Genomic DNA, 18,089 nt, shown 5'->3' on the forward strand with positions numbered 1-18,089 from the left:
CGGGCGGCTGAAGTTTGTTCCGTCTGCGCGGTTCAGACGTGTCAACCGGGCTCCTGCCCGCGCCCGATTAACGCGGTGCGCTCTAGAAACTGGCCTTCAGCCCGTCGATCACGAACTGAGCGGCCAGTGCCGCCAGCAGGACGCCCAGCAGCCGCGTGATGACCGCCTCGATCTTGGCGCCGAGCAGCGCCATGATCGGCCCAGCGGCCAGCAGCGACGCCAACATCAGCACCAGCGTCACGACCACGGCGCCGATCACCACCAGTCGTTCGCTCAGCCCTTCCGCCCGCGACATCAGCAGCATCACCGTGGCGATCGAACCCGGTCCGGCGATCATCGGCATCGCCATGGGGAAGACCGACACATCCTCCACCTCGGGCGTCTCCGCGATCTTCTGCGCCCGGTCTTCGCGCCGCTGGGTGCGCTTTTCGAACACCATGTCCATGGCGATGATGAACAGCATGATTCCGCCCGCGATGCGGAAGCTGTCCAGTTCGATCCCCAGAGTGCCCAGCAACTGCTTGCCCCAGAGCGCGAACAGCAGCAGGATTCCGGCCGCGATGGCGACGGCGCGGATCGCCATGCTGCGCCGCTGGACCTGCGTCGCGCAGGTGGTGAGGCTGGCATAGATCGGCGCGCAGCCCGGCGGATCGATCACTACGAACAGGGTGACGAAGGCGGAGATGAACAGTTCCGTCATGGCGCCGCGGCCACCCTGTCGTCGATCACGGTTTCATAGTCGGTCCCGTTCCACATGCGCACGGTCACGCGGCGGCTGCCGTCGGCTGCGGCCTCTGCGTTCCAGCTCAGGCTTTCGTCGCGGGGAGCCGTCGGCATCTCGCCCTTTGCCGCTTTGCGGCCCGGCGGAGGGCTGGCGGGGCGCGGGGCCCCTCCTGCGAGGGAGCGCTTGCAGGTCGCGACCTTGCCGATGAGGAATTCGGGCGCTTCACGGGCGCTGGCGAGCGTGTCGCCATGGTCCATGACCCATTTCCACTCGCCCTTCCTGTCCCGCTGCCAGATGGTGGTGAAATAGCCGACCGATCCGTCCGGCCGCTTCCAGCCGCCGGTGCTGGCCGCCAGATCGCCGTCGCAGGACACGTAGATGGCCGACGGCGTCCAGCTTACCGGGGCAGGGGGGTCGGCCCGCCCCTTCAGCCATTGCTTCGCCAAGACCCGCTGCGGCACGAACATGACGGCCTCGTCCGCAGCAGTTTCGCGGAAGGCGGTCCATTGCCCCTTCTGCTGCGCCAGCCGGTTGAAGGCGAGTTCGGCGGCGAACACGGAACTGGGGTCGGGCTGATAACGCATGGGCGGGCGCGCGCCCACCAGCGCCGGCAATGTCAGGGCAAGAAGCGCCGCGCGCGCCTTCACAGCCCCTCCGGCCTGGGCAGTCCGGCCCGCGCATGCGCCGCCACCAGCGTATTGCGCAGCAGGACGGCGATGGTCATCGGCCCGACGCCGCCCGGCACCGGGGTGATGGCGCGGACATGCGCCAGCGCTTCGGCTGTGGCGACGTCGCCGACGATCCGGCTCTTGCCGTCCTCCGTATCGGTGACGCGGTTGATGCCGACGTCGATCACGGTCGCGCCCGGCTTGATCCATTCGCCCTTCACCATCTCCGCCCGGCCTACGGCGGCGACGACGATGTCGGCGCGATGCACGACCGAGGCAATGTCCCGCGTGCGGCTGTGCGCGATGGTGACCGTGCAATTTTCCGCCAGCAGCAATTGCGACATCGGCTTGCCCACGATGTTGGAGCGGCCGACCACCACGGCTTCCAGCCCCGAAAGGTCGCCCAGCTCATCCTTCAGCAGCATGATGCAGCCCAGCGGCGTGCAGGGCACCATCGCCTCCTGCCCGGTGGCGAGCAGGCCCGAATTGACGACATGGAACCCATCCACATCCTTGGCGGGATCGATCGTGCCGATCACGGACGCCTCGTTGATGTGCGGCGGCAGGGGCAACTGGACCAGGATGCCGTCCACCCGCTCGTCGGCATTCAGTTCCTCGACCAGGTCCAGCAATTCCTCCTCGCCTATGGAGGCGGGCAGCTTGAACTCCATGCTCTCCATGCCCGCGGCGACGGTCATCTTGCCCTTGTTGCGGACGTAGACGGAACTGGCCGGATCTTCGCCGACCAGCACCACGGCCAGCCCCGGCTTGCGCCCGGTCTTGGCGATGAAGGCGCCGACCCCGTCCGCGACCTTGCCGCGAAGCGTCTCTGCAAAGGCCTTGCCGTCGATGATCTTGCCGATGGTCATGATGCTTCACCCTGTTATTCGATAATGGTGGAGAGCCGGCCAGAGGCTAACGCTTCACCGCCCCCCTTGATCCGCAGCCGCTTTAGCCGGTTGGCGTCGCCCGATTCCAGCGAAATCGCGCCGCGTGGCCAATCCAGCCGCTTCGCCAGCAGCGCGATCAGCGCCGCATTGGCCTTGCCCCTTTCCGGCACGGCGCGGACGCGGGCGCTCAGCCAGTTCGCGCCCTTGTCGTCCGTCCAGACGCCGCCGACCTCTTCCCGCGCCGCGCCCGGCGTCAACCGGACGGAAAGGATGAGGTCGTCTCCGTCCCGGCTCCAGACCGTCACACCAGTCCGAACAGCGGCGGCAATATGGCCTGGCGGATGATCAGAATGCCCAGCAGCACGACCATGGGCGACAGGTCCAGCGCCCCCAGGTCCGGCAGCACCCGGCGGATCGGATTGTAGATGGGCGCCGTCATCCGATCCAGCGCCACCATCACCGTGCGCACGAAATCATTGGAAAGATTGACGACGTTGAAGGCGATCAGCCAGCTCATGATGGCCTGGATGATGATGATCCACCACAGCACATCGAGCAGGATGACGATGATCTGATAGAGGGCGTAGGCCATGCGATCTCCGATTTGATTGGGATTGCTCTAGCCGAGGCGGGCGGCGCGGGACAAGCCATGGCGGGAGATTTGATTGGGTTGGGTGGTTGAAGGCTGGTGGAGGGAATGGGGCGTGACCTGCGTATTTCCCCTTCATCATCGGCTGCGCCGACGGTCCCCTTCCCCATGCAGGCATGGGGAGGAATGGGTTAGCGGCGCACCAGGGTGCCTGCGCCGCGATCGGTGAAGATTTCCAGCAGCATCGCATGCGGCACGCGGCCGTCCAGGATGACGGCGGCGTCCACCCCGCCTTCGACCGCGCGGACGCAGGTTTCCAGCTTCGGGATCATGCCGCCGCTGATCGTGCCGTCCGCCTCCAGCCCGTTGATCGCCTCCGGGTCGAGATCGGTCAGCAACTGGCCCTGCTTGTCCAGCACGCCCGCCACGTCGGTGAGGAGGAAGAAGCGCGCCGCCTGCAATTCCGCCGCGATGGCGCCCGCCATGGTGTCGGCATTGACATTATAGGTGTGTCCGTCCGCGCCGATGCCCACCGGCGCGACCACCGGAATGATGCCGTTCTGGGTCAGCGTGTCCAGGATGCTGCGGTCGACCCTCACCGGATCGCCGACAAAGCCCAGGTCGACATTGCGCTCTATGCCGGAATTGGGGTCCGCCTCACGCTTGCCCAGCACCTTTTCGCACAGGACCAGGCCGCCATCCTTGCCCGAAATGCCGACCGCGCGCCCGCCAGCGCCGGAGATCCAGCCGACGATCTCCTTGTTGATGGAACCGGCCAGGACCATTTCCGCGATCTGCGCGGTTTCCTTGTCGGTGACGCGCAGGCCGCCGACGAACTGCGATTCGACGCCCAGCTTCTTGAGCATCGCGCCGATCTGCGGGCCGCCGCCATGGACGACGACGACATTGATGCCGACCGCCTTCATCAGCACGACATCTTCCGCGAAATCGCGGGCCGCCTCCGGATCGCCCATGGCGTGGCCGCCATATTTCACGACGAAGGTCTTGCCCGCATATCGCTGCATATAGGGCAATGCCTCGACGAGGGTTTCGGCCTTGGCGAGGAGCGCCGGATCGGGGGAGTGCTTGCTGTTCATGCGCGGGCGCATAGGGCTTTATGCCCCCCGCTGCAAGTTAGCGGTCGAGCCGCCGCCCCAGCGCGACCAGCGCGTAGATGACCGGCGGCACCAGCAGGGCCGACAGCGCGACCTTCGCCAGCATCTGGCCCAGCAGCAGTTCGCCGATGGGGAACACGCCGTAGAAGGCGATGGACACGAAGAGAAGCGTGTCCGCGATCTGGGAGAGGATGCTGGCCACCGCGGCGCGCAGCCAGAGGAGGCGGCCGCCCTCCCTGCCTTTCAGCGCGGCGAAGAGGGTGACGTTCAGCGTCTGGGAAATGCCGTAGGCGACGATGCCGCCCAACCAGATGCGCGGCGTGCCGCCCATCATCAGCGCGAAGGCGTCTCGCCTTGCCGGGTCCATGTCGCTCGCGGCGGGCACGGCCAGCACGGCGATGGACAGCAATATGGAGGCGATCAGCGGCAGGAAGCCCACCTGCACCAGCCGGTTGGCGACGGCGCGGCCGTGCAATTCCGTCACTGCGCTGGAAATCGTCACCAGCAGCAGGAAGGCGAAGATGCCCGCCTCCACCGCCAGCGGGCCAAGGCCGAACCAGGGGCCGATGGCCGACAGCGGTCCCAGCGTCACCTGCTTGTTGCCGAGCACGCCCGCGATGCAGACCATGCCGCCGTAGAAGATCGAGAAGACGAAAAGCGAACGCGCGATGGGCGCGGGATGCGAAGCCATTGCCGGCACTTACCGGGGTTTTGGCGGAGTGGAAAGTGGTTAGACGACGGGACAGCTTCCGTTCGCTCGCTCAGCTCTCCAAAACGCCCTTGGCGGCGCGCAGCCCCGCCTTGCCGTTCCGCGCGAGCGTGCGTTTCAACGCTTCCGGACTGGGCGCGACGAGGAAGCCGAAGCTGACGCAGCCCTGTTTCGTCTCCACCGCATGGTGCAGGCGATGGGCCTGGACGATCCGCTTCATATAGGCGGAGCGCGGGACATGGCGATGGCCGACGCGGCGGTGGACGATGATGTCGTGGAAGCCGAGATAGATGGCCCCATAGGCCGCGATGCCGTCGCCCATTGCCGTCGCCCAGTCGCCCCATTGCCATTGCACGCCGCCCAGCAGCAGCAGGATGGAGGGCATGGCGAAGATCACGAAATAGAGGTCGTTCGCTTCCCAGCGGCCGGTGCGTTCCCGATGGTGGCTGGCGTGCAGGAACCAGCCCGGCCCGTGCATGACCCAGCGGTGCATGACATAGGCGAAGCCCTCCATCGCGGCGACGGTGGCCAGGAAGATCAGGATCGGCGGCAGGGCGTTCATGCGCGCCCTTATAGGGCGAGGAGCCTGCTCAGGCGACCCGCAAAAAGGGCAAAGGAAAAAGGGCCGCGATCCAATGGATCGCAGCCCCCCAAGACTTTTCCGTCAATCAGAAGGACGCGGTGATGGAACCGACCACGCCACCCCTTGCCGCGTCGCGGAAGTTGCCGACGCCAGCATTGGGCCGGAAATGGGTGTCGGTGTCCACATAGCTGACGCCGAAGGTCAGATGGCTCCATGTATAGGTCGCGCCGACGCTCCAGTCGGTATAGCCCTTGCCGACGGGAACCAGATAGCTGGGACCGAAGCTGTGGCCCAGATGCGCCGACACGCCCAGCGGGGTGTTCGGGATGCTGGCCGACAGGTCGCCTGCGAGGTACAGATTGTCTTCCTTGCCGTTGCCGACGGACAGGGCTTTCGCCTTGGGCGCATAGGCTGCGCTCAGCTTGGCGGTCGCCGGGCCGAACGTGCCCTTGACCGAGGCATAGGGCTCGACGAAGTCGGTGTTGCCGCCGCCCGAGCCGGGATAGTAGTAATAGAGCACGCCGAGATCGAAGGTGGCCGCGCCGACGGTCTTGGAATAGCCGGCGATCAGGTCGAGTTCCTGGTCGCTGCCGGCGGCGACATAGTCATCGATCGAGCTGCCCCAGGTCGAGACATAGAAGCCGGACGCATGGGTCACGGTGAGGCCGCCCTGCAGCGCGAAGCGCTTGTCGGTCTGCGAAATGCCGCGGAAGCGATAATCCGTGACCACGGCGGCGTTGCCGGTCACGGTGAGTTCCGGAGCGGGCTCGTCCTGGGCGAAGGCCGGCGCCGACATGGCGGCAAGGGCAAGGGCCGAGAGGCCGAATATGGACTTACGCATGTGATTTCCCCTTGATGGTATCTGCGATCGTCCCACCTGCGTCATGGTCCCGGATCTCTATTGCCCTGCACGGGATGGACCGGGTTGCCTCAACGAGGGAGGGATGCCTGCCCCCGCTGCGGCGCACAAGATCTTATTGCTATTTGGTGTCTTTTTGATTCTGTAATGTTGCTGGTATGCAACAAAATCAGGCATGATTATGGCGCTGCGCGCCGCTCCGCGCGGTTTTCGCCGCAATTGACGGGCCAGCCGTTACGGGAGAGGGGGCGCTGCGTCCCGCGCCGCGTGAATGACGCGCTGCGGATAGGGAATGGTGATGCCATGTTCGCGGAACAGCAGCCACAACCGGCCGAGAACATCGGACTTCACATTGCCGACGCCGCTTTCCGGATCGCTGATCCACACCAATATGTCATGTTCGACGCGATTCTCGCCAAAGGCGGTGAGCCAGACATTGGGCTTGGGATTGCGCAGCACGCGGGGGCTTTCCTGCGCGGCGCGCAGCATCAATTCCTGCGCCAGCTTCAGGTCGCTGTCATAACCGATGCCGACGGGGATGCGGACGCGGACGTTGCGGTCGGAATAGGACCAGTTCTCCACCTCCTGCGTCATCAGGTTCTCGTTGGGGATCAGATGCTCCTTGCCGTCGCGGGTGATGACGCTGACGGCGCGCACGCCGATCTTGTTCACCCAGCCGAAGCTGTCGCCAACGACGATGACGTCGCCCGGCTTGATTGATCGGTCCATCAGCAGGATGATCCCGGCGATCAGGTTGCCGAAGGTCTTTTGCAGGCCGAAGCCGACCGCCAGCCCCAGCGCGCCCGAAAAGACGGCGAAGGCGGTCAGGTCTATCCCCAGCAGGTCGACGCCGATGAAAAAGGCGGCGACGACAACGACTATGGCGGCCAGCTTCTGCGCGAGCAGCTTCTGCGTGGCGTCCAGCCCATGGGCGCGGGTGATGCTGCGCCCGACAATGCGGTTGGCAAGGCGGACTAGGGCGAACAGCGCGACGCAGATCGCCGCCATGCTGACCAGCCCCAGCAGCGTGACGCGCCGCTTGCCCAGGTCCAGGCCCACGCCGTCCAGCATGTCCGCCACCGGGGCGAAGCCGCCGCTGCTGCCGGAAAGGACCATCACGAACAGCAGCAGGGCAATCGGCAGCACCGCAAGGCGCGGAATGGCGAGGCTGCGCAATATGTGCACCGCCAGCAGCGAGAGCGAGAGGGCGAGCGCGGCGCCCAGGATCAGATGGGCGAAATCCCCGATCGGCCAGAGGGCGACGGCCAGCGCCATGACGGCGGCGGCGATGGCGTGGCGCAGGATCGGGCGCAGATGCCCGGCCAGCGCCTCCCCCAAAGCGCGGAATCGGCGGCGCAGGCGAGGCGAGGCGAATCGGGCGACGGCGCTGGCGACCAGATGGATGGCGACGGCCAGCGCCAGCGCGACCAGTGGGTGGACGACGGCCGGATCGCCGGGCAACAGGGACAGGAGGTCGTGCAGGCCAGGCGTCATCCGCGCGCCGCCCGGAAGCGGGCAAGGCTGGCGTCCAGATCCGCCATCAGGTCGTCGCTGTCCTCCAGCCCGATCTGGAGGCGGACGACCGGCCCCTCCGCCTGCCAGGCGGTGGCCGTGCGGTATCGGGCCGGATCGACGGGAAGCGCGAGGCTTTCGAAGCCGCCCCAGCTATAGCCGATGCCGAAATGGGCGAGGCCGTCGATCAGGGCGGCGCGCGCCTTTTCATCGCCGCCCTTGAGGACGAAGCTGAACAGCCCGCTGGAGCCGGTGAAATCACGCTGCCACAGGGCATGGCCAGGGCAGGAGGGCAGGGCCGGATGAAGCACGCGGGCGACATCGGGCTGCTGCGCCAGCCATTGCGCGATGCGCAGGGCGCTGGCCTGGTGCTGGTTGAGGCGGACGCCCAGGGTGCGCAGGCCCCGCGCCGCGAGCCAGGCGTCGTCGGGGCTGGTCATCTGCCCGAACAGATAGGCGGCCTGGCGGATTTTCGCGAAGAAGGCCGGGGTGGCCGTCACCGATCCGATCATCACGTCGCTGTGGCCGACGATATATTTGGTGCAGGCAAGAATGCTGATGTCGACGCCATGGCTGAGCGCCGGGAAGAACCAGGGCGTGGCCCATGTGTTGTCGATCAGGGTCGCGATGCCCCGGTCGCGGGCTATGGCGGTGATGGCGGGAACGTCCTGCACCTCGAAGGTCAGGCTGCCGGGGCTTTCCAGGAAGATGGCGCGGGTGGCGTCGGTGATGAGGTCCGCGATCCCGGCGCCCGCCATCGGGTCGTAATAGACCGTCTCTATGCCGAGCGGCCGCAGCATCTGTTCGCAGAAATTGCGCGTCGGGTCATAGGCGCTGTCGACCATCAGCAGTTGGTCGCCGGGCTTCAGCACCGCCATCAGCGCGCAGGCGATGGCCGCCACGCCCGACGGATAGAGCATGGTGCCTTCGGCGCCCGGCTCCATTTCGGTGAGGGCGTCGGCCAGGCTCCACGCCGTCGGCGTGCCCTTGCGGCCGTAGAACAGGCGTTCATGCGTGCTGCGCCCTGCCGCGCTACGCAGATGCGCGACATCGTCGTACAGGATGGTCGATGCGCGCCAGACCGGCGGGTTGACGATGCCGCCGGGCTGGCCGGGCATGCCGGTCCATTCGGGCTTGCGGCCCGCCTGCGCGATCTGGGTCAGGGGCTTGCGGTCGCGCCGCTTGTCGGAATCGCGGCTCATGCGGCAGGGCCGGTCGCTTTCGGCGTGGCGGGGTCCAGCCCCCATTCTGACCAGCTTCCGTCATAGAGGGTGACGTCGGTCTTGCCGAGCAGTTCGAGGCCCGCAAGCAGGATCGCCGCCGTCACGCCGCTGCCGCAGCTCGTGATGATCGGGCGGTCGAAATCCGTCCCGGCGTCAAGGAACAGGCGGCGCAGTTCCTCGCCCCGCTTCATGCTGTTGTCGGCATGGTAGAAGGCGGAGGAGGGAATGTTGCGGCTGCCCGGAATATGGCCTGACGCCATGCCGGGGCGGGGCTCCTTCTCCTCGCCCGTGAAGCGCGGCGCGCCGCGCGCGTCCAGCACCTGTTCGGCCTGACTTTCGACATTGGCGAGAAGATCCTCCTTGGTGCGGACCTGGTCCGCGGCGCGCTTCGCCACGGCATTGCCGGGTGGCGGCGTCGGCATGCCGCTTTCCGTCGGCCGTCCCTCCGCCAGCCATTTGGGCAGGCCGCCGTCCAGGATCGCCGCGCTCTTGCCCACGCCATAGAGGCGCATCATCCACCAGCCGCGCGCCGCGCTGTGGGTCGGGCTGTTGTCATAGACGACGATGCGGCTGTCCGCGTCGATGCCAAGCCGGCGGCAGCGTTCCGTCATGAAATCGTCGGTCGGCAGCATGCCGGGACGCGGATCGTCGGGATCGGCCAGGGTGGGGAGGTCGAGGAACGCGGCGCCGGGGATATGGGCGGCCTCGAACTCGGCCCTGGGGTCGCGGGGCACGCCGGGCAGGAACAGGCTGGCGTCGACGAGCCGCAGGTCGGGCTTGCCCAATTCCCCCTCAAGCCAGTCGGTCGATACCAATATGTCCATGCGCGCCCTTGCTCCCTGGCTGGTTCGGCCACCCGCACGGGTGGCGCGGAGCCATTCTAGGAGCGGCAGGCGGAGGTGGAAAGGGCCGATTGGCCTTAGCTGGAGAGGCTGAGCGCGGTCGCGCGGCTGCCCGGCGCGCGGTATTGGCGCGGGCCAAGATCAAGGCGGAAGGGGGAAAGGCGCTCGGCCGGGGGCGACTGTTCCTCCCCGACGATGAAGACGCCGCCGCTGCGTCCCGTCCCTTCGCTCTCGCCCGTCCAGCGATAATGGGCGTCGAAGGCGATCAGCGGGATCAACAGGGCGCGCTGGCCCATGGGGATCGCGGCGATCGCCTGGGCGTCGAGGCGCATTTCCCCGCTGAGCTTCTGCGTTTCGCCCGGCGCGATGGATACCACCGAATGGACGGGAAGGCCGGTTTCGCCCGCGAAGAACGACTGGAACAGCGCCTGTTGCTGCGCATCGGCATTGGCGATCAGGCTGCGGACGAGGATGTCCTCCGCCGCGCGGGTGCCGCGATTGCGGAGCGTCAGCCGATAGCCGATGGTCGCGCCCAGCAATGTCAGGCGGGCGGCCTGCACGTCCATGGCAAGTTCGATCCATGGGCGGTCGGCATCGTCCGGCGCGGCTTCGGGTTCGGGCGGGGCAGGCGTTGCGCTGGGAGGCGGAGGGGGCGGCGGCGGCGCGGTGTCGGCTTCGGCTTCAGCTTCGTAAGGCGGTTCCTCCGCCGCGTCCTGCCTGCGGCGGCGCAGCCAGGAATAGGCTCCGATCAGCAGCATGGCGGCCGCCGCTGCGGCGGCGATCCAGGGCCATGCGGGCGCGGACGGCCGCTCAGGCGGACTTGGCGATACCGGCGTCGGACTCGAAACAGTGCCGTTGTCGGCAGAGGGGAGGTTCTGGTCGGCGGCGGGAGGCGGCGGCGGAGCGGCTTCGCCGGGAACCGCGCTTTCGGCCGGGGCCTGGCTTTGCGGTGCGGCTTGCGGCGGGCGCACCGGCTCGGCGGATCGCTGGACAGGTTGGTTTTGCGCCGGTGCCGGCGTCGGGACCGGCGCGGCGATGGGCGGAAGCTGAATCGTCGGCGCGACGACCGGCGGCGGCGTCGCTGGGGTCGGCGCGCCGCGGAACACGTCCAGTTCCGGCCCCTGCGCATTGGGATCGGTCCGCGGCTGCGCGGGCGTGCGCGGCAGGTTGAAGACCGGCTCCGCGCCATTGTCCTGCTGCGCGAGGGCAGGCGCGGCCAGCAGCAGCGGCGCGGCGAACAGAAGCGAGAAGCGAAACCCCATGGGTGGCAGCCAAGGCATTCGCCCAAGTGAACCCGCCATGAACGAAAGGCAAGAGAGGCGCGACGATGACATCTGCCGTGCGATGGCGTAGATGGCCTGCCCATGACTGACATGCCGACTCCACTTCAGCCGTCCCCGATTCATTTGGGCCAGACCAGCGCCCTGCCTGCGCGTCCGGAAGACGCCGTGCTGGACTATGTGCCCAATCCCCGGCCGGGCAAGCCCTATCTGGTGCGCTTCACCGCGCCGGAATTCACCTCGCTCTGCCCGGTGACGGGACAGCCGGACTTCGCGCATCTGGTGATCGACTATGCTCCCGCCGCGACCATCGTGGAATCCAAGTCGCTGAAGCTGTTTCTGGGCGCCTTCCGCAACCATGCCGCCTTCCACGAGGATTGCACGGTCGGAATCGGCGAACGCCTGTTCGCGGAGATGAACCCGATCTGGCTGCGCATCGGCGGCTACTGGTATCCGCGCGGCGGCATTCCCATCGACGTGTTCTGGCAATCCGGCGAGCCGCCCGCAGGCCTCTGGCTGCCGCCGCAAGACGTGCCGGGCTATCGCGGCCGGGGGTGAGTTTAAATCAATTCCACGGTGTTCCTGCGGAGGCAGGAACCCAGTTCAAACCGTAGACCTGGGCTCCTGCCTCCGCAGCAGCGCGCCAGCTTCGGGATTGTCTTTTGTTTGACAAACGAACAACAAGATTCGACCAACGACATCGGCGGCGGGGCGCCCGGCTTGACCGGCAGGCCGAAACAGCCGATCCCCCTGTCATCCTGGCGCGCGTCTTCAGCCGTGCCGTTCCAACCTGTCGGAGTTGCGAACCCCATGTCCTTTTCGAAGATACTTCCGCTGATGCTGGCGGCCGCGCCTCTTGCGATGGCGATGCCGGCGCTGGCGCAGACGGCGGCTGCCGGGCCAGCCGCGGGCGTCACCACCCAATTGCCCCGCGGCGCCGCGCCCAGCCATTATGCCATCACCGTCACGCCCGACGCGGCGAACCTGAAGTTCACGGGTAAGGTGAAGATCGACCTCGCCGTGGCGCAGGCCATGCCCGCGCTGGTGCTGAACGCCGCCGACCTGACCGTGAGCAACGTCACCCTGACCCCGGCCAAGGGCAAGGCGATCAAGGGAAGCGCCAAAATCGACGCCGACGCCCAGACCGTGACCTTCGATTTCGGCAAGCCGGTCCAGCCGGGCAGCTACACGCTCGCCATCGACTATGCGGGCATCATCAACACCCAGGCGAACGGCCTGTTCGCGCTCGACTATAGCGACAATGACGGCAAGGCGAAGCGCGCCCTCTTCACCCAGTTCGAGGCGCCCGACGCCCGCCGCTTCGTCCCCAGCTTCGACGAGCCGAGCTACAAGGCGACCTTCGACCTTTCCGCCGTCATCCCCGCCGACCAGCTTGCCGTCAGCAACATGCCGGTCAAGAGCAGCGCCGACGCCGGATCGGGCAAAAAGCTGGTGACGTTCGGCACCAGCCCCAAAATGTCCTCCTACCTGCTCTTCTTCGGCCTGGGCGAGCTGGAGCGCGCAACGAAAATGTCCGGCGCGACCGAAGTCGGCGTGATTACCGGCAAGGGGAATACCGGCAAGGCGCAACTGGCATTGGACGCCTCGGCAGCGATCCTGCCCCATTATAACGACTATTTCGGCGTCCCCTTCCCGCTGCCGAAGCTCGACAATGTCGCCGGGCCGGGCCAGAGCCAGTTCTTCTCCGCCATGGAAAATTGGGGCGCGATCTTCACCTTCGAACGCGCCCTGCTGGTCGATCCGCGCTTCACGTCGGAAAGCACGCGGCGGACCATCTATTCCATCGTCGCGCATGAAATGGCGCATCAATGGTTCGGCGATCTCGTCACCATGGCCTGGTGGGACGATCTCTGGCTGAACGAAGGCTTCGCAAGCTGGATGGCGACCAAGGTCACCGACAAGCTGAACCCGGAATGGGAAATGCTGCTCAGCCGCGTCAACGGCCGCGAGCGGGCGATGAGCCTGGATTCGCTGGCGACCACCCACCCGATCCTTCAGAAGATCCACACCGTCGATGAAGTGAATCAGGCGTTCGACGACATCACCTATGAAAAGGGCGAGGCGGTCATCACCATGCTGGAGGGCTTTGCCGGGGAGGATGCGTGGCGTTCGGGCATCCGCGCCTATATGAAGCAGCACGCCTATGGCAACACCGTGACCGACGACCTGTGGAAGGCGGTCGAGGGCGCGGGCGCGAAGGGCGTGGTGGGCATCGCCCATGATTTCACCAGCCAGCCGGGCATTCCGCTGGTGAAGGTGGACAGCGCCCAATGCCAGGGCGGTTCGACCCTGCTGTCGCTCAGCCAGGGCGAATTCAGCCGCGACCGCAAGGACAAGACGCCGCTCAAATGGAATGTGCCCGTCATGGCGCAGACCGTTGGCGGCGCGCAGCAGCGCCTGATCCTCAACGGCTCCGCGCAGGTCACGCTGCCGGGTTGCGGCGCCTATGTCATCAATGCGGGCCAGACCGGCTATTATCGCTCGCTCTATCCGGAAGCGAATGTGAAGGCGCTGGCGAAGGACTTTACGAAGCTCGCCTCCATGGACCAGATCGGCCTGCTGGCGGATAATTTCCAGCTTGGCCTGGGCGGCTATCAGCCCATGGGCCTGGCGCTCGACCTGGTGGACGCCGTGCCCGCCGACGCCAGCCCCGCCGTGCTGGCGGAGGTGCCGGACTATCTCGACAGCGCCCACACCATGTTGGAAAGCGACAAGGCGGCGCAGGCGCGGGTCGCGGCCTATGCCTCCAAAAAACTGAGCCCGGTGCTGGCGACGGTCGGTTTCGACGCCAAGCCGGGCGAAAATCCGCAGGTGCCGGTGCTGCGCTCGGCGCTCGTCTCGACCCTGGGCGGCATGGGCGACAAGGCCGTGGTGGCGGAGGCGAACAAGCGCTTCGCCGCGCTGGCGTCCAATCCGGCGGCGCTCGACGGGCCGCTGCGCAATGTCTGGCTGCGCATCATCGCTGAAAATGCCGACGCCGCGACCTGGGACAAGCTGCGCGCCATGGCCAACGGCGCGAAGTCGGACCTGGAAAAGAGCACGGTCTTCGCGCTGCTGGGCGTCGCCAAGGATGAAGCGCTGGCGAAGAAGGCGCTCGACCTCGCCATGACCGACGAGCCGGGCAAGACCACCAGCGCGGCGATCATCTCCGCCGTTGGTGGGGAGCATTCGATGCTAGCGGTGGACTATGTGCTGGCGCATCGCCAGCAATATGAAGCGATGATCGATGTGTCGGCGCGGTCCCAGGCGATTGCGCGGCTGGGCGGCAATTCGGCCGATCCGGCGATGGCGACGAAGCTCGACGCCTATGCGACCCAATATCTGACGCCCGAATCGCGCAAGGTGGTGGACCGCTCCATCGCCGCGATCAAGACGCGGATCGAGACGCGGGCGCGGCTGAAACCCGCGCTGACCGCCTGGTTCGCCTCCAGGTAAAGGGAGGGGCGGTGGAGTGATCCACCGCCCTTTCTCATTCCTCCCTACGCGAAGCGTGGGGAGGGGGACCATGCGAAGCATGGTGGAGGGGAAGCAGCACAGGTCGCGCTCCTTCCCCCTTTTCCTTACCCCAACGGCGCGCTCGCCCAACGCCGCAGCCGCCTGTACAGCGCCGCAATCACCCCGAAGAAGGCAAGGATCGACAAGGGCACCGCCCAGCCATTTTCCGCCACCAGCGCCAGCGGCGCATCGCTGTCGGTCGCCGCGACCATCCCAGCGAAGGCCACGCCGAACAGGCTCTCCCCCACGATGAAGCCGGTCGCCATCAGCACGCCCATGCGCTCGGCGAATTCGGGGTTGGACTGGCGCAGCGCCCAGCGGTTGTAGACATGCCCGATCACCGCGCCAACCGGGATCAGCAAGGTCAGCGCCATCGGCAGGTAGATGCCCATGCCCACGGCCAGCGGCGGCAGGCGCAGCTTGCCAGCCTTGCCCAGCAGTTCGTCGATGGCGACGACGACCACGCCGATGCCCGCGCCGAAGCCGATCAGGCCCCAGTCGAGATCGCCGCCCAGCACGCCCTTCGCCAGCGCCGAAATCAGCGCCGCCTGCGGGGCGGGCAGGGCGGTCTCCTTGGCGCCCGGCGCGCCCGCGAAACCGAAGGCGCTGTTGAGCAGGTCCAGCACCGGCGGGATCACCAGCGCGCCGAAGATCACGCCCAGCACCAGCGCGACCTGCTGCTTCCAGGGGGTCGCGCCGACCAACTGGCCGGTCTTCAGATCCTGCAAATTATCGTTGGAAATGGTCGCGATCCCAAAGATAATGGCGGTCGTGAACAGCGCATAGGCGATCAGCGCCTGGGCCTGCTTCGGATCGCCGCCCGACCCGTAGATCGCGGCCAGGATCAGCGAAGCGCCCAGCACCGCAAGGATGCCGACGCCGGAAATCGGGCTGTTCGACGCCCCGATCAGGCCCGCCATATAGCCGCAGACCGACGCGATCACGATGCCCGCGACCAATATATAGGCCAGCGTCAGGCCGATGATCGGCACCGGATTGGCCGCGATCGGCCCGCCCTGCGCGAACAGCCACAGCAGGATGGCGATGGGGATCAGAGAGGCGAGAATGGTGCCGCCGACGATGCCGATGGGCAGGTCGCGCTCGGTCAGTTCCAGCAGCCCGGCATTGCCGCCCTTTCGCACCTTGGCGGCGGCGAGGGCGGACCGGATGCCGCTGACGATGGGGCCAAGGATCTTGAGCAACGTCCAGATCGCCGCGACGCCGATGGTGCCCGCGCCGATGAAGCGGGCCTTCATGCGGAAGGTGGCGCCGACGATCTCCGAAAGGTCCGCGCCCGAAGGCAGCGGCGCGGTGAGATAGGGCACCAGCCCGACCCAGCTTATCAGCAGGCCGAAGAACATGGCCACGCCCACCGACAGGCCGACCAGATGGCCGACGCCGATCAGCGCCATGGAAAAGCTGGTGGAGACGCTCGTCGCGCCCGCGCCGAATTTGAAAAAGGTCGCGGCTTCCTCCGCGATCAGCTTCGTCTTGGCGAGGACGGAGAAGGCGGCGGCGGCGACCGAACTGGCGACGATGGCGGCCAGCCCGCGCTTATTCTCCTCCAGCCCCTCGCGGGAGCCTGCGCCGACCTTCAGCACTTCGGCGGCGGCCACGCCTTCGGGATAGGGCAGGTCCGATCCCGTCACCAGCGCCCGGCGCAGCGGCACCGAATACATGACGCCCAATATGCCGCCCAGCGCGATGGTGAAGGCGGAGAGCCAATAGGGAAAGCCCTGCCACCAGCCGATGATGACCAGCCCCGGCAGCACGAAGATGATCGCGGACAAGGTGCCCGCCGCCGACGCGATGGTCTGGACGATGTTGTTTTCCAGGATCGTGCCGGTCGCAAACAGCCGCAGCACCGCCATGGATATCACGGCGGCGGGGATCGACGTGGCAAAGGTCAGGCCGATCTTCAGCCCCAGATAGACGTTCGCCGCCGTGAACAGCAATGTGATGAGCGCGCCCAATATCACGCCGCGAAGCGTCAGCTCCGCCATCGGGGCCGCCCTGGCCGAATCACCTGTCACTTGTCTGTCCCCTTGGCTGCGGCTGTTTTATCGATGTCTGGTAATAATGTTGCTTGCGCGTGGATCAATCGGAAAGTGTCAGGAAGGGGAAACCGGCTTGCGCTCGGCGGCGACGGCCTCGTCCAGATAAGCGTCCACCAATTGGGTCCAGAGCATATAGCCGCGCGGGTTCATGTGCAGCCCGTCGGGCCGGAACAGCGACGCGTCGGGCAGGCCGTCGGCCGCCAGCAGCACGCGGCCGACGTCCAGATAATCGAAGCGCGTCACCCGCGACCGCGCCGCCACCGTCATGTTGACCGCCGCCATCTTCGGCCAGAGCGTCCAGCGGATCGGACTGGGCTTCAGCGACAGATAGGCGATATGCGCCTTGGGATAATCGGTGCGGAGTTGCCTCAGCAGGGTCAGGACATTGTTGGCGACCTCGCCCGGCGATGCGCCCGCCGCCAGATCATTTTCCCCGACATAGACCAGGATGGAGCGCGGCTTCGCCCTGGGCAGCAGGCGCTTGTAATAATGCAGCACGTCGGGCGTGGTCGCGCCGCCAAAGCCGCGATTGACCGTGCCGATGTCGGGGAAGCTCCCGCCAATGTCCCACAGGCGGATGCTGGAACTGCCCAGGAACAGCGTGGCGTCGGCGACCGCCGGCCCCGCCTCATTGGCCTTGGCGAAGGCCTCGATCTCCCGGGAAAAGGGGAAGGCGGGATCGGCGTTGATCCTGGGCGCCGGAATAGTGGGCGCCGGGATCTGCGGCTCCGCTGCCCGCAACGCGCCGCCCGGCCCGATCAGCAGGCCAAGGCCGAGCAGCGCGGACGCGACCTTAATGCCGATGCAGCGGACGGAGTTGATATTTGCCGTTCGCATAGGTGCCGAACATGCCGGAGATGGCGGGATGGTCGACAGGCTCCTCGCTGTCGTCCGCGACCAGATTCTGCTGGCTGACATAGGCGACATAGCTGCTTTCGCCATTTTCGGCGAGCAGGTGGTAGAAGGGCTGGTGCTTGTCCGGCCGGACCTCCTCGGGAATGGCTTGGTACCATTCTTCGGTATTGGCGAAGACCGGATCTATATCGAACACCACGCCGCGAAAACCGAAGAGGCGATGTTGCACCACATCGCCGAGGCTGAAGCGGGCGTGGACGATCGGCGGGGCGGTAACATCGGGTCCGAAAATCTGAATCATGTCGTTCATATGATGCAATTTAGGATGGTTGCGTTGCGAAACAAGAAAAATGCTCGCCGCTGCTTGGCAAGGTAGGAATCATTCGCTAATGGCCGCCGCTCGACCGGGACGGCGCGCGCCGGACCCTTCTGCGGAGAGGTGGCAGAGTGGTCGAATGCACCGCACTCGAAATGCGGCGTGCCGGCAACGGTACCGAGGGTTCGAATCCCTCCCTCTCCGCCACCTAGCTTTTCTTCCCCATCCGTGGCCCGATGATCGCAATCTGCTCTCCGACATCTGGCTTGCCAAGCCGGAGACTTGCCAAGCCGGAGACGGCGGCGGGTCCGTCAGCGGATCGGCACCATATTCGATTGGGCCTATGCCTCG

At 66.6% G+C, this 18,089-nt stretch carries 18 protein-coding genes and 1 tRNA gene; 3 read left to right on the top strand and 16 right to left on the bottom strand.

The annotated features are described in order from the left end of the window. Window positions 1-82: 82 nt before the first annotated feature. From Sj15T_RS16675 to Sj15T_RS16735, 13 genes are all read right to left on the bottom strand, one after another. Window positions 83-700, bottom strand: a complete 618-nt coding sequence (locus tag Sj15T_RS16675) for a MarC family protein (RefSeq protein WP_013039203.1) — start codon at window positions 698-700, stop codon at window positions 83-85. Next, window positions 697-1,371 carry a hypothetical protein gene (locus Sj15T_RS16680; protein WP_013039204.1) on the bottom strand — a complete coding sequence of 225 codons (675 nt, stop codon included), beginning with the start codon at window positions 1,369-1,371 and terminating at the stop codon, window positions 697-699. Before Sj15T_RS16680 ends, Sj15T_RS16675 begins: the two co-directional genes overlap by 4 nt. Next, entirely contained in the window at window positions 1,368-2,261 is an 894-nt protein-coding gene (folD, locus tag Sj15T_RS16685) for a bifunctional methylenetetrahydrofolate dehydrogenase/methenyltetrahydrofolate cyclohydrolase FolD (protein WP_013039205.1), read from the bottom strand. Before folD ends, Sj15T_RS16680 begins: the two co-directional genes overlap by 4 nt. Window positions 2,262-2,275: 14 nt before the next feature. Beyond that, a complete protein-coding gene (locus tag Sj15T_RS16690; RefSeq protein WP_013039206.1) occupies window positions 2,276-2,587 on the bottom strand; it encodes a DUF167 family protein in 312 nt (103 codons plus the stop codon). Then, window positions 2,584-2,874: a YggT family protein gene (locus tag Sj15T_RS16695; RefSeq protein ID WP_007688568.1), complete on the bottom strand. Its 291-nt coding sequence runs from the start codon at window positions 2,872-2,874 to the stop codon at window positions 2,584-2,586. Before Sj15T_RS16695 ends, Sj15T_RS16690 begins: the two co-directional genes overlap by 4 nt. 188 nt (window positions 2,875-3,062) lie before the next feature. Next, on the bottom strand, window positions 3,063-3,980 hold the full coding sequence (gene argB, locus Sj15T_RS16700; protein ID WP_013039207.1) for an acetylglutamate kinase: 918 nt from the start codon (window positions 3,978-3,980) through the stop codon (window positions 3,063-3,065). 25 nt (window positions 3,981-4,005) lie between these two features. Then, on the bottom strand, window positions 4,006-4,677 hold the full coding sequence (locus tag Sj15T_RS16705) for a queuosine precursor transporter (RefSeq protein ID WP_013039208.1): 672 nt from the start codon (window positions 4,675-4,677) through the stop codon (window positions 4,006-4,008). A 70-nt stretch (window positions 4,678-4,747) separates the two neighbouring features. Continuing rightward, entirely contained in the window at window positions 4,748-5,257 is a 510-nt protein-coding gene (locus Sj15T_RS16710; protein ID WP_013039209.1) for a sterol desaturase family protein, read from the bottom strand. A gap of 106 nt (window positions 5,258-5,363) precedes the next feature. Continuing rightward, the gene (locus tag Sj15T_RS16715; RefSeq protein ID WP_013039210.1) at window positions 5,364-6,119 is read right to left on the bottom strand and encodes a TorF family putative porin; all 756 of its coding nucleotides are present in this window, start codon (window positions 6,117-6,119) and stop codon (window positions 5,364-5,366) included. Between the two features lie 252 nt (window positions 6,120-6,371). Continuing rightward, window positions 6,372-7,631, bottom strand: a complete 1,260-nt coding sequence (locus tag Sj15T_RS16720; protein ID WP_013039211.1) for a mechanosensitive ion channel domain-containing protein — start codon at window positions 7,629-7,631, stop codon at window positions 6,372-6,374. Next, complete coding sequence (gene metC, locus Sj15T_RS16725) at window positions 7,628-8,851, bottom strand: cystathionine beta-lyase (RefSeq protein ID WP_013039212.1); 1,224 nt, start codon at window positions 8,849-8,851, stop codon at window positions 7,628-7,630. Before metC ends, Sj15T_RS16720 begins: the two co-directional genes overlap by 4 nt. Beyond that, on the bottom strand, window positions 8,848-9,696 hold the full coding sequence (gene sseA / locus Sj15T_RS16730) for a 3-mercaptopyruvate sulfurtransferase (RefSeq protein ID WP_013039213.1): 849 nt from the start codon (window positions 9,694-9,696) through the stop codon (window positions 8,848-8,850). Before sseA ends, metC begins: the two co-directional genes overlap by 4 nt. Window positions 9,697-9,791: 95 nt before the next feature. After that, window positions 9,792-10,976: a hypothetical protein gene (locus Sj15T_RS16735; protein ID WP_013039214.1), complete on the bottom strand. Its 1,185-nt coding sequence runs from the start codon at window positions 10,974-10,976 to the stop codon at window positions 9,792-9,794. A 111-nt stretch (window positions 10,977-11,087) separates the two neighbouring features. Between Sj15T_RS16735 and queF the strand changes: the two genes are divergently transcribed. Further along, on the top strand, window positions 11,088-11,552 hold the full coding sequence (queF, locus tag Sj15T_RS16740) for a preQ(1) synthase (protein ID WP_041386247.1): 465 nt from the start codon (window positions 11,088-11,090) through the stop codon (window positions 11,550-11,552). 252 nt (window positions 11,553-11,804) lie between these two features. Continuing rightward, window positions 11,805-14,450, top strand: coding sequence for a M1 family metallopeptidase (locus Sj15T_RS16745; protein WP_013039216.1), 2,646 nt, complete (start codon window positions 11,805-11,807; stop codon window positions 14,448-14,450). Window positions 14,451-14,575: 125 nt separating this feature from the next. Here the strand turns inward: Sj15T_RS16745 and Sj15T_RS16750 are convergent, their stop codons facing one another. From Sj15T_RS16750 to hspQ, 3 genes are all read right to left on the bottom strand, one after another. Beyond that, complete coding sequence (locus Sj15T_RS16750) at window positions 14,576-16,543, bottom strand: oligopeptide transporter, OPT family (RefSeq protein ID WP_013039217.1); 1,968 nt, start codon at window positions 16,541-16,543, stop codon at window positions 14,576-14,578. A 78-nt stretch (window positions 16,544-16,621) separates the two neighbouring features. Beyond that, the gene (locus Sj15T_RS16755) at window positions 16,622-17,404 is read right to left on the bottom strand and encodes a GDSL-type esterase/lipase family protein (RefSeq protein WP_013039218.1); all 783 of its coding nucleotides are present in this window, start codon (window positions 17,402-17,404) and stop codon (window positions 16,622-16,624) included. After that, window positions 17,361-17,732, bottom strand: a complete 372-nt coding sequence (gene hspQ / locus Sj15T_RS16760) for a heat shock protein HspQ (protein WP_007688595.1) — start codon at window positions 17,730-17,732, stop codon at window positions 17,361-17,363. The genes Sj15T_RS16755 and hspQ overlap by 44 nt, the downstream gene beginning before the upstream one ends. Window positions 17,733-17,855: 123 nt before the next feature. Between hspQ and Sj15T_RS16765 the strand changes: the two genes are divergently transcribed. Continuing rightward, window positions 17,856-17,945, top strand: a tRNA-Ser gene (locus Sj15T_RS16765). Window positions 17,946-18,089 lie beyond the last annotated feature (144 nt).

It is taken from the genome of Sphingobium sp. TA15, assembly GCF_037101235.1.
In the GTDB taxonomy this organism is placed as follows: Bacteria; Pseudomonadota; Alphaproteobacteria; order Sphingomonadales; family Sphingomonadaceae; genus Sphingobium; species Sphingobium indicum.

Excerpts from the sequence above, each read along its gene's own strand:
- Sj15T_RS16675 (WP_013039203.1), bottom strand. The coding sequence starts at position 700 with ATGACGGAACTGTTCATCTCCGCCTTCGTCACCCTGTTCGTAGTGATC.
- folD (WP_013039205.1), bottom strand. The coding sequence starts at position 2,261 with ATGACCATCGGCAAGATCATCGACGGCAAGGCCTTTGCAGAGACGCTT.
- Sj15T_RS16695 (WP_007688568.1), bottom strand. The coding sequence starts at position 2,874 with ATGGCCTACGCCCTCTATCAGATCATCGTCATCCTGCTCGATGTGCTG.
- argB (WP_013039207.1), bottom strand. The coding sequence starts at position 3,980 with ATGCGCCCGCGCATGAACAGCAAGCACTCCCCCGATCCGGCGCTCCTC.
- Sj15T_RS16705 (WP_013039208.1), bottom strand. The coding sequence starts at position 4,677 with ATGGCTTCGCATCCCGCGCCCATCGCGCGTTCGCTTTTCGTCTTCTCG.
- Sj15T_RS16710 (WP_013039209.1), bottom strand. The coding sequence starts at position 5,257 with ATGAACGCCCTGCCGCCGATCCTGATCTTCCTGGCCACCGTCGCCGCG.
- Sj15T_RS16715 (WP_013039210.1), bottom strand. The coding sequence starts at position 6,119 with ATGCGTAAGTCCATATTCGGCCTCTCGGCCCTTGCCCTTGCCGCCATG.
- Sj15T_RS16720 (WP_013039211.1), bottom strand. The coding sequence starts at position 7,631 with ATGACGCCTGGCCTGCACGACCTCCTGTCCCTGTTGCCCGGCGATCCG.
- metC (WP_013039212.1), bottom strand. The coding sequence starts at position 8,851 with ATGAGCCGCGATTCCGACAAGCGGCGCGACCGCAAGCCCCTGACCCAG.
- sseA (WP_013039213.1), bottom strand. The coding sequence starts at position 9,696 with ATGGACATATTGGTATCGACCGACTGGCTTGAGGGGGAATTGGGCAAG.
- Sj15T_RS16735 (WP_013039214.1), bottom strand. The coding sequence starts at position 10,976 with ATGGGGTTTCGCTTCTCGCTTCTGTTCGCCGCGCCGCTGCTGCTGGCC.
- queF (WP_041386247.1), top strand. The coding sequence starts at position 11,088 with ATGCCGACTCCACTTCAGCCGTCCCCGATTCATTTGGGCCAGACCAGC.
- Sj15T_RS16745 (WP_013039216.1), top strand. The coding sequence starts at position 11,805 with ATGTCCTTTTCGAAGATACTTCCGCTGATGCTGGCGGCCGCGCCTCTT.
- Sj15T_RS16755 (WP_013039218.1), bottom strand. The coding sequence starts at position 17,404 with ATGCGAACGGCAAATATCAACTCCGTCCGCTGCATCGGCATTAAGGTC.
- hspQ (WP_007688595.1), bottom strand. The coding sequence starts at position 17,732 with ATGAACGACATGATTCAGATTTTCGGACCCGATGTTACCGCCCCGCCG.